Genomic DNA, 13,670 nt, shown 5'->3' on the forward strand with positions numbered 1-13,670 from the left:
TTGATTCAGAGTCCGAAGGATTTTGCGCTGAGACAAGGCGGCAAACGAAGGAAAGGAAGGAGCATACAGAGGTATGTGACTGACTTTACGAGAGCAGCCAACGCGGTATCAGTGTAAAAGACACAGGACAGAGCACAAGAATTTGCCTGGCGGCTTTAGCGCGGTGGTCCCACCTGACCCCATGCCGAACTCAGAAGTGAAACGCCGTAGCGCCGATGGTAGTGTGGGGCTTCCCCATGTGAGAGTAGGACACTGCCAGGCATCAATTTAGCAGTAACCCGGATAAAACCGGGGGTTGTAGACAGTTTCGGTGGAGCGGTAGTTCAGTCGGTTAGAATACCTGCCTGTCACGCAGGGGGTCGCGGGTTCGAGTCCCGTCCGTTCCGCCACCCTAATTAGGGGCGTAGTTCAATTGGTAGAGCACCGGTCTCCAAAACCGGGTGTTGGGAGTTCGAGTCTCTCCGCCCCTGCCATAAAAATAATCCTTTGCTTCGGCAAAGGATTTTTTTTATCTGCTATTTACCGATCGCTTCACGAGGGCATTACGCCCTCATTGTTAATCCAGTACGCTGGTTTTCAGAATGTCGCGGATCTGTGTCTGTTTATCACTGTTTTGTAGCCAGATGGCATACAACGGACGGGAAAGCGTTGCGCTGTCTGTCACCGTATGTAATCCCCCTTTCTCTTTCGCCCAGCTCATGGGTAACCAGGTACAACCATTAAGCGGAGAAAGTTGCTGTCGCGCCAGTTCCGCAGAACTGGTCGTCAGGCTGGGGATGTCATCGCTGGCCAGCAAGCCCACTTCATGTTGTTGAAAATCCGGCCCCCATTCCAGGCGCAGATAATTGAGATCCGCCTTCACTTGCGCAGGTTCGGCTGCATACAGCGCAAGTGTGAAATGACCCAGCAACTGGCTGCTAAATTCATCCATTTTCGGCGATTCAGTGGTGATCAGCAGATCAAGCTGCCGTTCATGCAATTGCTTGACCAGTGACTGACGTTGGGCAATTCGTGCTTCGAACTGCAGGTTATTGGGTATTTTGTAGAGCCTGCCCAGCCAGCTATTCAGCATACATTCCCAAAGTGATGCGCTGGCACCAATGGAAAACTCATTGTGTCGTGACGTATGCGCAACCTCTTTACGCGCGGCCTGCCAGGTATTCATCAATGTTTCTGCGTAAGGCAGCAGTTTTTCGCCAGCGGGCGTAAGCCGTATGTTATTGCGGTGTCGGGTAAAAAGGTTTACGCCGAGCTGATTTTCCAACTGACGAATGCGAAAACTGACGGCTGATTGTGTCAAATAGAGCGCTTCAGCAGCGCGTCCAAAGTGACGAGTTCTGCTGACTTCGAGGAAAGTTTTAAGCAATTCCGTATCCACAACCTTCTCCGCAAAATTATTTGTCGTTATGATTTAAATCTTTTGTTTTACACTCTGTCAAGCGTAACTAATACTCCGCGCCATAAATAGCTCGGCCAAAGAATTAGGAGCGTGTAGGATGGCGGAAAGCTTTACGACGACAAATCGTTTTTTCGACAATAAAAATTATCCGCGTGGTTTCTCCCGTCATGGTGATTTCACCATCAAAGAGGCACAACTACTTGAACGTTATGGTTATGCCCTTAACGAACTGGAGCTGGGTAAGCGCGAACCTGTAACCGAAGACGAGAAACAATTTGTTGCGGTGTGCCGCGGTGAACGTGAACCAACCACAGAAGCAGAGCGTGTATGGTTTAAGTATATGGCGCGGATTAAGCGTCCGAAGCGTTTCCATACGCTGTCCGGTGGTAAACCGCAGATGGAAGGCTCTGACGATTACACAGAAAGCGATGATTAAATAAATAAAGGGCTCCGGCCCTTTTTTTACGCCAGCAGTTTCTGCAAATGAATCAGTAAGCGATCGATCGCCCGGTAACTTAATGCCTCCTGCAGATGCTGCCGCGTAATACGCTCAGCCTGCTCCAGATCGGCAATCGTGCGAGCCACTTTCAGCAGGCGCTGCCATGCGCGTATCGATAACCCCAGTTGCGTCAGCGTTTGTTCTAACCAAAGGGCATCGTCGTCATTCAGCAGGCAATGCTCCCGTATTTCTCCCCCTTCAAGGCGTGCGTTGAGCTTTTGCTGTCGCGCATACTGACGTGCCTGCGCCTGTATTACCCGTTCCCGAATCGTCGCGGTGCTCTCACCGGGGGCCGTTACCTTGCTCAGCAATCCCGGCGGTGGAAGGGGGATCTCCAGTGAGAGATCGAAACGGTCGAGAAAGGGGCCGGACAGGCGGCTCAGGTAGCGCATCGTCTGTTCCGGCGTCGTGCGATTATGATTTCCCTGATAGTGGCCTGTCGGGCTGGGATTCATGGCGGCAATAAGCTGGAAACGTGCCGGATAAGTGATTTTTGCTCGCGTGCGCGAAATGTGGATCTGACCCGATTCAATCGGTTCCCGCAGCGCATCCAGTACGCGCCGTTCAAATTCAGGGAGCTCATCAAGAAACAGAATGCCGTTGTGCGCCAGCGAAATCTCGCCAGGCATGGGAATGGAGCCACCACCTACCATGGCGTTCAATGATGCGCTGTGATGCGGAGAACGAAAGGGACGCTGGCGCCACTGCGCTTTAACACTCGTCGCATTTACCAGACTAATGATTGCCGCGCTTTCGAGCGCTTCGTCGTTGCTCAGCGGAGGCAGCAAACCATTCAGTCGGCTGGCAAGCATCGTTTTGCCGGTTCCTGGCGGGCCGATGAACAGCAGATTGTGACCGCCCGCAGCGGTGATCTCGAGCGCACGTTTTCCCTGGCTTTGGCCGATCACATCGCGAAGATCATCATGCGGCGATTCTGCTGCCTCTGCGTGCGTTTGCGGTGCCAGGTTCAGCGTGTGTTTCCCCTCCAGGAAAGCACAGACTTCCTGCAGATGATTTGCGATAAAACAACATGTGCCGCCAATCAGCCCCACTTCGGCGGCGTTATCTTCCGCCACGATAATGCTCCGCCCGGCTCGAATGGCTTCCATGGCCCCTGAAATAGCGCCAGGGATCCCCCGTAGCGCGCCGGTAAGGACCAGTTCACCCACAAACTCATACTGGCTCAGTTTTGCCCCGTTAAGCTGTTCAGAGGCCACCAGAAGCGCTATAGCGATAGGTAAATCGTATCGACCGCCTTCTTTGGGCAGATCAGCAGGAGCAAGGTTGATGGTGATTTTTTTCGCCGGGAACTCATAACCACTGTTTATGATTGCGCTGCGTACCCGATCTCTGGCCTCTTTGACGGTCGTTTCCGGCAGACCAACCAGCGTTAAGCCGGGTAAACCATTGCTGATATGTACCTCGACGGTAATAAGCGGCGCGGTAACGCCAAGTGCTGCACGAGTGTAGACCACTGATAACGACATAGAGCCTCCTGAGGGCGACACTATATCGGTTGATAAACGCGGTAATAGAGGCAACTTATGTAAAATACGAGGCAGATTCCTGCTTTTTTACGGATTTTCACCGCATTGCAGTAAAGCTGGAACCCCTCTCGCAGGGACGAAAATAATGACTGACGGTCCCCCAGTGAGGCTGAAAATAACTGAAATTTTTTCAATTGCGATTTTTCTTATAAAAAACAATGTGTTTAACGTAATTCGTTAGCGGGCTCACGAAACGCGTCATAAAAAAATCTTGTGTTACCTCCACTGCCTGTGATAACTCTTTAGGTATTCCTTCGAACAAGAAGCCGAAAGTAGACAAAATGAAAGCCCTTCTACGAGTGATTAGCCTGGTCGTGATTAGCGTGGTGGTGATTATTATCCCACCGTGCGGGGCTGCACTTGGACGAGGAAAGGCTTAGAAATCAAGCCTTAACGAACTAAGACCCCCGCACCGAAAGGTCCGGGGGTTTTTTTATGACTTAAATACTGAAGCGAGGAACAGACAATGACCAACAGCACAATATTCTGTTTCTCACAATTTATGGCGGGGATGTAACTATGAATGGAGCTCAGTGGGTGGTGCATGCATTGCGCGCACAGGGAGTTGACACTGTATTCGGCTACCCGGGTGGCGCAATCATGCCGGTTTACGATGCCTTGTATGACGGCGGCGTGGAACATCTTCTGTGCCGTCACGAACAGGGCGCTGCGATGGCGGCCATCGGTTACGCCCGTTCGACGGGTAAAACCGGCGTCTGCATCGCCACGTCTGGCCCGGGCGCGACGAACCTGATCACCGGCCTCGCAGATGCATTGCTCGACTCTGTTCCCGTCGTCGCCATCACCGGACAGGTGGCGTCACCGTTTATCGGTACCGACGCGTTTCAGGAAGTGGACGTTCTTGGTTTGTCGCTGGCCTGCACCAAGCACAGTTTTCTGGTGCAATCTCTCGAAGAGTTGCCGCGGGTAATGGCGGAAGCGTTCGAGGTGGCAAACTCAGGCCGTCCGGGCCCGGTACTGGTCGATATCCCGAAAGATATTCAACTGGCACAAGCGGCGCTGGAACCGCACTTCTCCACCGTTGAAACTCCCGAAACCTTCCCTCACGCTGAAGTTGAACAGGCATACCAGATGCTGGCGCAGGCGCAAAAACCGATGCTGTACATCGGCGGTGGCGTGGGTATGGCGCAGGCGGTTCCGGCACTGCGCGCGTTTATCGCTACCACGCAAATGCCCGCGGTGTGCACCCTGAAAGGCCTCGGCGCGGTGGAGGCTGATTATCCGTACTATCTCGGTATGCTCGGGATGCATGGCACCAAAGCGGCGAATCTGGCGGTGCAGGAATGTGATCTGCTGATCGCTGTCGGCGCGCGCTTTGACGATCGTGTGACTGGCAAGCTGAATACCTTTGCGCCGAACGCCAGCGTGATCCACATGGATATCGACCCGGCGGAGATGAACAAGTTGCGTCAGGTCCATATCGCGCTGCAGGGTGATCTGAATGCCATGCTGCCTGCTCTGACGCAGCCGTTGTCTATCGACGCCTGGCAGCAGCAGGTGGCTGAATTACGCGCCGAACACGCCTGGCGTTACGATCATCCGGGCGAGTCCATCTATGCGCCTCTGTTGCTGAAGCAACTGTCCGATCGCAAGCCAGCTGACTGTGTGGTCACCACTGACGTGGGCCAGCATCAGATGTGGTCGGCGCAGCACATGACCTACTCCCGCCCGGAAAATTTCATCACCTCCAGCGGTCTGGGGACGATGGGCTTTGGCTTACCTGCCGCCGTTGGCGCGCAGGTGGCGCGTCCGAATGATACGGTTATCTGTATCTCCGGTGACGGCTCGTTCATGATGAATGTTCAGGAGCTGGGCACCGTAAAACGAAAACAGCTGCCACTGAAGATCGTTTTACTGGATAACCAGCGATTAGGCATGGTTCGCCAGTGGCAGCAGCTGTTTTTTCAGGAACGTTATAGCGAAACAACCCTTACCGATAATCCCGATTTCCTCACGCTGGCCAGCGCCTTCGGCATTCCAGGACAGCACATCACCCATAAAGACCAGGTTGAAGCGGCACTCGACACCATGCTGTCAAGCGAGGGGCCTTATCTGCTTCATGTCTCAATCGATGAGCTTGAGAACGTCTGGCCATTGGTGCCGCCAGGTGCCAGTAACTCGCAAATGCTGGAGAAATTATCATGATGCAACATCAGCTCGCCGTTCAGGCTCGCTTCAACCCGGAAACATTAGAGCGTGTTTTACGCGTGGTACGCCATCGCGGTTTTCAGATTTGTTCTATGAATATGGAGACCGCAACTGATGCGCAGAATATTAATATCGAATTGACCGTTGCCAGTCCTCGTCCAGTCGAATTACTGTTTAGTCAGTTGAGCAAACTGGTCGACGTCGCCTGTGTCGAGATCCAGCAACGAACAACATCATCACAACAAATCCGCGCCTGAGCGCAAAAGGAAGAAATAATGACGACGAAAAAAGCTGATTACATCTGGTCCAATGGCGAGATGATTCGTTGGGAAGATGCCAAAGTGCACGTAATGTCCCACGCACTGCATTACGGTACTTCCGTTTTTGAAGGGATTCGCTGCTACGATTCTCACAAAGGGCCAGTGGTGTTCCGTCACCGTGAACACATGCAGCGTCTGCGTGATTCAGCCAAAATTTATCGTTTCCCGGTGTCTCAGAGCGTCGATGAACTGATGGAAGCCTGCCGCGCGGTGATCCGCAAAAACAACCTGACCAGCGCTTATATTCGCCCGCTGGTGTTTGTCGGTGACGTCGGTATGGGCGTGAACCCGCCTCCGGGATACACCACCGATGTCATCATCGCTGCCTTCCCGTGGGGCGCCTATCTCGGTGCGGAAGCGCTGGAGCAGGGCATTGATGCAATGGTTTCGTCCTGGAACCGCGCAGCGCCGAATACCATTCCGACCGCCGCGAAAGCGGGCGGTAACTACCTTTCCTCTCTGCTGGTTGGCAGTGAAGCGCGCCGCCACGGTTATCAGGAGGGTATCGCACTGGACGTTAACGGTTATATTTCCGAAGGCGCTGGCGAAAACCTGTTTGAAGTGAAAGATGGCGTGCTGTTCACCCCGCCGTTTACTTCTTCTGCGCTGCCAGGCATCACCCGCGACGCCATCATCAAACTGGCGAAAGAGCTGGGTATCGAAGTGCGCGAGCAGGTGCTGTCCCGCGAATCGCTGTATCTGGCCGACGAAGTGTTCATGTCCGGTACCGCCGCGGAAATCACGCCGGTACGCAGTGTTGACGGTATTCAGGTTGGCGAAGGCCGCTGTGGTCCGGTCACCAAACGTGTTCAGAAAGCGTTCTTTGGCCTCTTTACCGGCGAAACCGAAGATAAATGGGGCTGGCTGGATCCAGTAAATCAATAATTAATATTATATTTTCCCAAAATAATTCACGTTGCAGGAAGGCGGCAACGCAGCAAATCCCCAAGAGCATACTGGAGTAAGTGACTGGGGTGAGCGAGGCAGCCAACGCACCTGCAGCGTGAAGAATGAAGGGAAAAGACACCGGGAGTAAACAAAGCATGCCTAAGTACCGTTCCGCCACCACCACCCACGGCCGTAATATGGCGGGTGCCCGCGCGCTGTGGCGCGCCACCGGCATGACCGATGCCGATTTCGGCAAACCGATCATTGCCGTTGTGAACTCTTTTACCCAGTTCGTGCCAGGCCACGTTCATCTGCGCGATCTTGGCAAGCTGGTTGCCGAACAAATCGAAGCGGCAGGCGGCGTGGCGAAAGAGTTCAATACGATTGCTGTTGATGACGGCATCGCGATGGGCCACGGAGGCATGCTTTATTCACTGCCATCGCGCGAGCTGATCGCCGATTCTGTTGAATACATGGTCAACGCCCACTGCGCGGATGCGATGGTCTGCATCTCCAACTGCGACAAGATTACCCCAGGGATGCTGATGGCTTCCCTGCGCCTCAACATTCCGGTGATTTTCGTCTCCGGCGGCCCGATGGAAGCGGGTAAAACCAAACTCTCCGATAAGCTCATCAAGCTGGATCTGGTTGATGCGATGATTCAGGGCGCGGACCCGAAAGTGTCCGACGCGCAGAGCGATCAGGTGGAGCGCTCCGCGTGCCCGACCTGTGGCTCCTGTTCCGGTATGTTCACCGCCAACTCAATGAACTGTCTGACCGAAGCGCTGGGTCTGTCGCAGCCGGGTAACGGCTCGCTGCTGGCGACGCACGCCGACCGTAAACAGCTGTTCCTCAATGCCGGTTCACGCATTGTTGAGCTGACCAAACGGTATTACGAGCAGGATGACGCCAGCGCGCTGCCGCGCAACATCGCCAGCAAGGCGGCGTTTGAGAATGCCATGACGCTGGATATCGCGATGGGCGGTTCCACCAATACCGTGTTGCACCTGCTGGCGGCAGCCCAGGAAGCAGAAATTGATTTCACCATGAGTGATATTGATAAGCTGTCGCGCAAAGTGCCGCAACTGTGCAAAGTGGCGCCGAGTACGCAGAAATATCACATGGAAGACGTTCACCGCGCTGGCGGGGTGATTGGCATTCTGGGCGAACTGGATCGTGCGGGCCTGTTGAACCGTGACGTGAAAAACGTCCTTGGCCTGACGCTGCCGGAGTCGCTGGCGCAATATGATGTCATGCTGACCGACGATGCGGCGGTGAAAGCGATGTATCGCGCCGGTCCGGCGGGCATTCGCACCACCCAGGCATTTTCTCAGGATTGCCGTTGGGAAACGCTTGATGATGACCGCGCTGAAGGTTGCATCCGCTCGCTTGAACACGCTTACAGCAAAGATGGCGGGCTGGCGGTGCTGTACGGCAACATCGCCGAAAATGGCTGCATTGTAAAAACCGCGGGCGTTGATGACAGCATCCTGAAATTCACCGGCCCGGCAAAAGTGTACGAAAGCCAGGAAGAGGCGGTAGACGCCATCCTCGGCGGCAAAGTGGTGGAAGGTGATGTCGTCGTGATCCGCTACGAAGGGCCGAAAGGCGGACCGGGCATGCAGGAAATGCTCTATCCGACCACCTTCCTGAAATCGATGGGTCTCGGCAAAGCCTGTGCGCTGATCACCGACGGACGTTTCTCCGGTGGCACCTCGGGTCTCTCGATTGGTCACGTTTCACCGGAAGCCGCCAGCGGCGGCAGCATTGCGCTGGTTGAAGATGGCGACCTGATTGCCATTGATATCCCGAACCGTGACATTCAGCTGCAGGTCAGCAATCAGGAGATGGCGGCGCGTCGTGAAGCGCAGGAAGCGCGTGGTGATAAAGCCTGGACGCCACGCGATCGTCAGCGTGACGTATCCTTCGCCCTGCGGGCTTATGCGAGCCTGGCCACCAGTGCGGATAAAGGCGCTGTACGCGACAAATCCAAACTTGGAGGCTAATGATGGCCGAATCCCTATCTGCTGCCCCTGAGGGGGCAGAATATCTCAGAGCCGTGCTGCGCGCGCCGGTGTATGAAGCCGCGCAGGTCACGCCGCTACAGAAGATGGAAAAACTGTCGTCGCGCCTCGAAAACGTCATTCTGGTGAAGCGCGAAGACAGGCAGCCGGTGCACAGCTTTAAGCTGCGCGGCGCGTACGCGATGATGGCCGGGCTGACTGAAGAGCAAAAAGCACGGGGCGTCATCACGGCATCTGCAGGCAACCATGCGCAGGGTGTCGCGTTTTCGTCTGCACGCCTCGGCGTGAAGGCGTTAATTGTCATGCCGGTTGCCACCGCAGATATCAAAGTTGACGCGGTACGCGGCTTTGGTGGTGAAGTACTGCTGCACGGCGCGAATTTTGATGAAGCGAAAGCGAAAGCCATTGAACTGTCACAACAGCAGGGCTTTACCTGGGTGCCGCCGTTCGATCATCCAATGGTGATTGCGGGTCAGGGCACGCTGGCGCTGGAGTTGCTGCAACAGGATGCGCATATCGATCGCGTTTTTGTTCCGGTCGGCGGCGGTGGGCTGGCGGCGGGCGTGGCGGTGCTGATCAAACAGCTGATGCCGCAGATCAAAGTGATTGCCGTTGAAGCGGAAGATTCCGCCTGCCTGAAAGCGGCGCTGGACGCCGGTCATCCGGTTGAGCTGCCACGCGTCGGGCTGTTTGCCGAAGGGGTGGCGGTGAAACGCATTGGCGACGAAACATTCCGTCTGTGTCAGATGTACCTCGATGACATCATCACCGTTGACAGCGACGCCATCTGTGCGGCGATGAAAGATCTGTTCGAAGACGTGCGTGCGGTGGCGGAGCCGTCTGGCGCGCTGGCGCTGGCGGGTATGAAAAAGTACATCGCGCAGCACAACATTCGTGGCGAACGGCTGGCGCATATTTTGTCTGGCGCAAACGTGAATTTCCACGGCCTGCGCTACGTGTCTGAACGTTGCGAACTGGGCGAGCAGCGCGAGGCGTTGCTGGCAGTAACCATTCCTGAAGAGAAGGGCAGCTTCCTGAAGTTTTGCCAGTTGCTCGGCGGGCGTTCGGTCACGGAGTTCAACTACCGTTTCGCCGATGCCAAAGACGCCTGCATTTTCGTTGGCGTACGCCTGAGTCGTGGTCTGGAAGAGCGCAAAGAGATCCTCGACATGCTGCGCAACGGCGGTTACAGCGTGGTGGATCTCTCCGACGACGAGATGGCGAAACTGCACGTGCGCTACATGGTGGGTGGTCGTCCGTCGAAACCCCTGCAGGAACGGTTGTTCAGTTTTGAATTTCCGGAATCACCCGGCGCGTTGCTGAAATTTCTCTATACGCTCGGCACCCACTGGAACATTTCGCTGTTCCACTACCGCAGTCACGGCACCGATTACGGCCGCGTGCTGGCGGCGTTTGAACTGGGCGAGCACGAACCGGATTTCGAAACACGGCTTAACGAGCTGGGCTATGACTGTCATGACGAAACCCACAACCCGGCGTTTCGCTTCTTTCTGGCGGGTTAGTGATTATTAAGGACAAGCAGATGGCAGGACACTTTCAGGGATTTGCACAAGAAGGGCTCGATTTTCTTCAACAGGTCAAAGCGAAAAATGATAAGGCGTGGTTTGAAGAGCACCGGTTTATTTACGATCGCAGTGTACTGAACCCGTTTCGGGCGCTGGTGGATGATCTGGCGCTCGTGATGCTGGAGATTGATCCGTTAATTGAAACGCGGTCAGCGATTGGCAAGACGCTCTCGCGTATCCATCGCGACACCCGTTTCTCGCAGGATAAATCCCTTTACCGTGACCGGATGTGGCTGACCTTCAAGCGCCCGGCGAAAAACTGGGCCGATGCCCCGGCGTACTTTTTCGGTATCGCGCCGGATTCCGTACACTATGGCCTCGGGTATTACAGCGCCAGCAAATCGACGATGGATCTCTTTCGGCATACGCTGAAACAGCGCCCGACTCAGTTTCTGGAAGTCGCCGGGTGTTGCCGGGAACCGTTTGAGCTGATCGGCGAGAGTTACAAACGCCCCCTGATAAAAGATCTCGATCCCGCCATTGCCACCTGGTACAACCGCAAATCCTTCGCGGCCATTGTTGACAGCCCGGATATGAAACCCCTCTTCCACGCCGATCTGGTGACGCGACTGGCTGACGGATTCCGTCAACTGGAGCCGCTGTATCAGTGGCTAATGACGATAGAAACGATGAAGCAAATCGACCCGGCTGATTTATAACGCTCACTTTCCTTCGTCGATTTTTCTTTCCAGCACAATCTTCCAGAAGGCATCAATCAGCGGCTCATGCAGCCGCTTTTTTTGTGCGCATACGCCAAGCTCAAACGGCGTTTTCTCGTCGCTGCGCTCCAGAATCATCACACGATTACGCACGGGCTCCGGGCTGTTTTCCAGTACCACTTCCGGCAACAGCGCCACGCCGCAGCCGAGCGCGACCATCGACACCATCGCCTCGTGGCCGCCAACCGTGGCGTAGATCGACGGGTTGCTGATTTTCTGGCGGCGAAACCATAGCTCAATGCGACGGCGTACTGGCCCCTGATCGGCCATAATGAACGGGACTGTTGACCAGTCGGGTTTCTCCTGCGTGACCTGAGTGCGCACCGGGCAGGGCAGCGCCGGGGCAATCAGCACCACCGCCAGATTCTCCAGCATGGAAAACGCTACCGCGCCGGGCAGGGTTTCCGGTTTCCCGGCAATCGCCAGATCGGCTTCGCCGGTGACGACTTTTTCCATCGCATCGGCGGCGTCACCCGTGGTGAGCTTGATTTCAACGGAGGGATGCTCGGCGCGGAAGCGGTCGAGGATTGGCGGTAAATGGCTGTACGCGGCGGTCACGGAGCAGAAAATATGCAGTTCGCCAGACAGCGACGGCCCTTTCTGATCGATGGTGTGGCGCAGTTGCTGATACTGCAACAGCATCTGTTGCGCAAATGTCCGTAGCTCCTCACCCGCTTCAGTCAGTGTGACCGTGCGGTTGTCGCGCACAAACAGCGGCTGGCCGAGATCTTCTTCCAGCCGTTGGATCTGACGGGACAACGTGGACGGGCTGACGTGCATCGCCCGCGCGCTGCGGCCAAAGTGGCGGCTATCCGCCAGATGCAGAAAGGTTTTTAGATCGCGTAAATCCACGGGCGAGGCTCCACAGGTTGGTATTGCAGAAATTGCAATGTGACGTTGTGAATATATCAATTTCCGCAATACTTTTCCTGTCATATAGTGGGTTCATTCTCGCAAAAAGCGAACTGAACCGAACAATAAGCACGACACACATCACGGGGTTATAAACATGGCTAACTACTTCAATACACTGAATCTGCGTCAGCAACTGGCGCAACTGGGCAAATGTCGCTTTATGGCGCGCGACGAATTTGCCGATGGCGCGAGCTACCTTCAGGGTAAAAAAGTGGTCATCGTCGGCTGTGGCGCTCAGGGTCTGAACCAGGGCCTGAACATGCGTGACTCCGGCCTGGATATCTCTTACGCCCTGCGTAAAGAAGCGATTGCTGAAAAGCGCGCATCATGGCGTAAAGCGACCGAAAACGGCTTCAAAGTAGGCACCTATGAAGAGCTGATCCCGCAGGCTGATCTGGTGGTTAACCTGACGCCGGACAAGCAGCACTCTGACGTGGTACGTTCCGTACAGCCGCTGATGAAAGACGGCGCGGCACTGGGCTATTCCCACGGTTTCAACATCGTGGAAGTGGGCGAGCAGATCCGTAAAGACATCACCGTGGTGATGGTCGCGCCGAAATGCCCGGGTACCGAAGTGCGTGAAGAGTACAAACGCGGTTTCGGCGTGCCGACCCTGATCGCCGTTCACCCGGAAAATGATCCGAAAGGCGAAGGCATGGCGATTGCCAAAGCCTGGGCTGCCGCGACTGGCGGTCATCGCGCTGGTGTGCTGGAATCTTCCTTCGTTGCGGAAGTGAAATCTGACCTGATGGGCGAGCAGACTATCCTGTGCGGCATGCTGCAGGCCGGTTCTTTGCTCTGCTTCGACAAGCTGGTGGAAGAAGGCACCGACCCGGCATACGCGGAAAAACTGATTCAGTTTGGCTGGGAAACCGTGACCGAAGCGCTGAAGCAGGGCGGTATCACCCTGATGATGGATCGCCTGTCCAACCCGGCGAAACTGCGTGCTTATGCGCTGTCTGAGCAACTGAAAACCATTATGGCGCCGCTGTTCCAGAAACACATGGACGACATCATCTCTGGTGAGTTCTCTTCCGGCATGATGGCGGACTGGGCGAACGACGACAAAAAACTGCTGACCTGGCGTGAAGAGACCGGTAAAACGGCCTTCGAAACCGCACCGCAGTTTGAAGGTAAAATCGGCGAGCAGGAGTACTTCGACAAAGGCGTACTGATGATCGCGATGGTGAAAGCGGGCGTTGAACTGGCGTTCGAAACCATGGTTGATGCGGGCATCATCGAAGAGTCAGCGTACTATGAATCCCTGCATGAGCTGCCGCTGATTGCCAACACTATCGCGCGTAAGCGTCTGTATGAAATGAACGTGGTTATCTCTGATACCGCCGAATACGGTAACTATCTGTTCTCTTATGCGTGCGTACCGCTGCTGAAAGAATTCATGACCACCCTGCAGCCGGGCGATCTGGGTAAAGCAATTGCTGAAGGCGCGGTAGATAACGCTCAACTGCGAGATGTGAACGACGCCATACGCAGCCATGCGATCGAAAAAGTGGGTCAGAAACTGCGTGGCTATATGACCGATATGAAACGTATTGCGGTAGCAGGATAAAAAATATCGGGTTACAGATGTAAGCCCGGTGAGC

The 13,670-nt window shown here is 55.2% G+C and carries 12 protein-coding genes, 2 tRNA genes and 1 rRNA gene; 12 read left to right on the forward strand and 3 right to left on the reverse strand.

The genetic code is table 11. The features are described 5' to 3' along the window. Positions 1 to 145: 145 nt before the first annotated feature. The 3 genes from rrf (at position 146) to AOY23_RS19725 (ending at position 473) form a co-directional block, all read left to right on the forward strand. Positions 146 to 261, forward strand: a 5S ribosomal RNA gene (gene rrf / locus AOY23_RS19715). 51 nt (positions 262 to 312) lie between these two features. Beyond that, positions 313 to 389: transfer RNA gene (locus tag AOY23_RS19720), tRNA-Asp, on the forward strand. Positions 390 to 397: 8 nt separating this feature from the next. Further along, positions 398 to 473 (forward strand) — tRNA-Trp (locus AOY23_RS19725). Between the two features lie 83 nt (positions 474 to 556). Here the strand turns inward: AOY23_RS19725 and hdfR are convergent. Continuing rightward, the gene (gene hdfR / locus AOY23_RS19730; protein ID WP_407830038.1) at positions 557 to 1,408 is read right to left on the reverse strand and encodes an HTH-type transcriptional regulator HdfR; all 852 of its coding nucleotides are present in this window, start codon (positions 1,406 to 1,408) and stop codon (positions 557 to 559) included. Positions 1,409 to 1,496: 88 nt separating this feature from the next. Here hdfR and AOY23_RS19735 point away from each other — a divergent pair, with 88 nt between their 5' ends. Then, a complete protein-coding gene (locus tag AOY23_RS19735; protein WP_038160338.1) occupies positions 1,497 to 1,835 on the forward strand; it encodes a MaoP family protein in 339 nt (112 codons plus the stop codon). A 26-nt stretch (positions 1,836 to 1,861) separates the two neighbouring features. On the opposite strand, the gene AOY23_RS19740 is transcribed toward AOY23_RS19735, so the two are convergent. Continuing rightward, a complete protein-coding gene (locus tag AOY23_RS19740) occupies positions 1,862 to 3,385 on the reverse strand; it encodes a YifB family Mg chelatase-like AAA ATPase (protein ID WP_054180973.1) in 1,524 nt (507 codons plus the stop codon). 341 nt (positions 3,386 to 3,726) lie between these two features. Between AOY23_RS19740 and ilvL the strand changes: the two genes are divergently transcribed. From ilvL to AOY23_RS19770, 7 genes are all read left to right on the forward strand, one after another. Continuing rightward, on the forward strand, positions 3,727 to 3,825 hold the full coding sequence (gene ilvL / locus AOY23_RS22140) for an ilv operon leader peptide (protein WP_015966468.1): 99 nt from the start codon (positions 3,727 to 3,729) through the stop codon (positions 3,823 to 3,825). A gap of 139 nt (positions 3,826 to 3,964) precedes the next feature. After that, positions 3,965 to 5,611, forward strand: coding sequence for an acetolactate synthase 2 catalytic subunit (gene ilvG, locus AOY23_RS19745; protein ID WP_054180974.1), 1,647 nt, complete (start codon positions 3,965 to 3,967; stop codon positions 5,609 to 5,611). Beyond that, positions 5,608 to 5,871: an acetolactate synthase 2 small subunit gene (gene ilvM / locus AOY23_RS19750; RefSeq protein WP_038160346.1), complete on the forward strand. Its 264-nt coding sequence runs from the start codon at positions 5,608 to 5,610 to the stop codon at positions 5,869 to 5,871. Before ilvG ends, ilvM begins: the two co-directional genes overlap by 4 nt. Positions 5,872 to 5,889: 18 nt before the next feature. After that, the gene (gene ilvE / locus AOY23_RS19755) at positions 5,890 to 6,819 is read left to right on the forward strand and encodes a branched-chain-amino-acid transaminase (protein ID WP_054180975.1); all 930 of its coding nucleotides are present in this window, start codon (positions 5,890 to 5,892) and stop codon (positions 6,817 to 6,819) included. 158 nt (positions 6,820 to 6,977) lie between these two features. Beyond that, on the forward strand, positions 6,978 to 8,828 hold the full coding sequence (gene ilvD / locus AOY23_RS19760; RefSeq protein ID WP_054180976.1) for a dihydroxy-acid dehydratase: 1,851 nt from the start codon (positions 6,978 to 6,980) through the stop codon (positions 8,826 to 8,828). 2 nt (positions 8,829 to 8,830) lie between these two features. Next, the gene (gene ilvA / locus AOY23_RS19765) at positions 8,831 to 10,369 is read left to right on the forward strand and encodes a threonine ammonia-lyase, biosynthetic (RefSeq protein WP_152958650.1); all 1,539 of its coding nucleotides are present in this window, start codon (positions 8,831 to 8,833) and stop codon (positions 10,367 to 10,369) included. Positions 10,370 to 10,389: 20 nt separating this feature from the next. Continuing rightward, a complete protein-coding gene (locus AOY23_RS19770) occupies positions 10,390 to 11,091 on the forward strand; it encodes a DUF2461 domain-containing protein (RefSeq protein ID WP_054181038.1) in 702 nt (233 codons plus the stop codon). A 3-nt stretch (positions 11,092 to 11,094) separates the two neighbouring features. On the opposite strand, the gene ilvY is transcribed toward AOY23_RS19770, so the two are convergent. Continuing rightward, positions 11,095 to 12,087, reverse strand: coding sequence for an HTH-type transcriptional activator IlvY (ilvY, locus tag AOY23_RS19775; protein WP_072171071.1), 993 nt, complete (start codon positions 12,085 to 12,087; stop codon positions 11,095 to 11,097). Positions 12,088 to 12,160: 73 nt separating this feature from the next. Here ilvY and ilvC point away from each other — a divergent pair, with 73 nt between their 5' ends. Then, positions 12,161 to 13,636, forward strand: a complete 1,476-nt coding sequence (gene ilvC, locus AOY23_RS19780; RefSeq protein ID WP_054180979.1) for a ketol-acid reductoisomerase — start codon at positions 12,161 to 12,163, stop codon at positions 13,634 to 13,636. Positions 13,637 to 13,670: the final 34 nt, after the last annotated feature.

It is taken from the genome of Trabulsiella odontotermitis, from assembly GCF_001297775.1.
GTDB classification, from domain to species: Bacteria; Pseudomonadota; Gammaproteobacteria; order Enterobacterales; family Enterobacteriaceae; genus Trabulsiella; species Trabulsiella odontotermitis.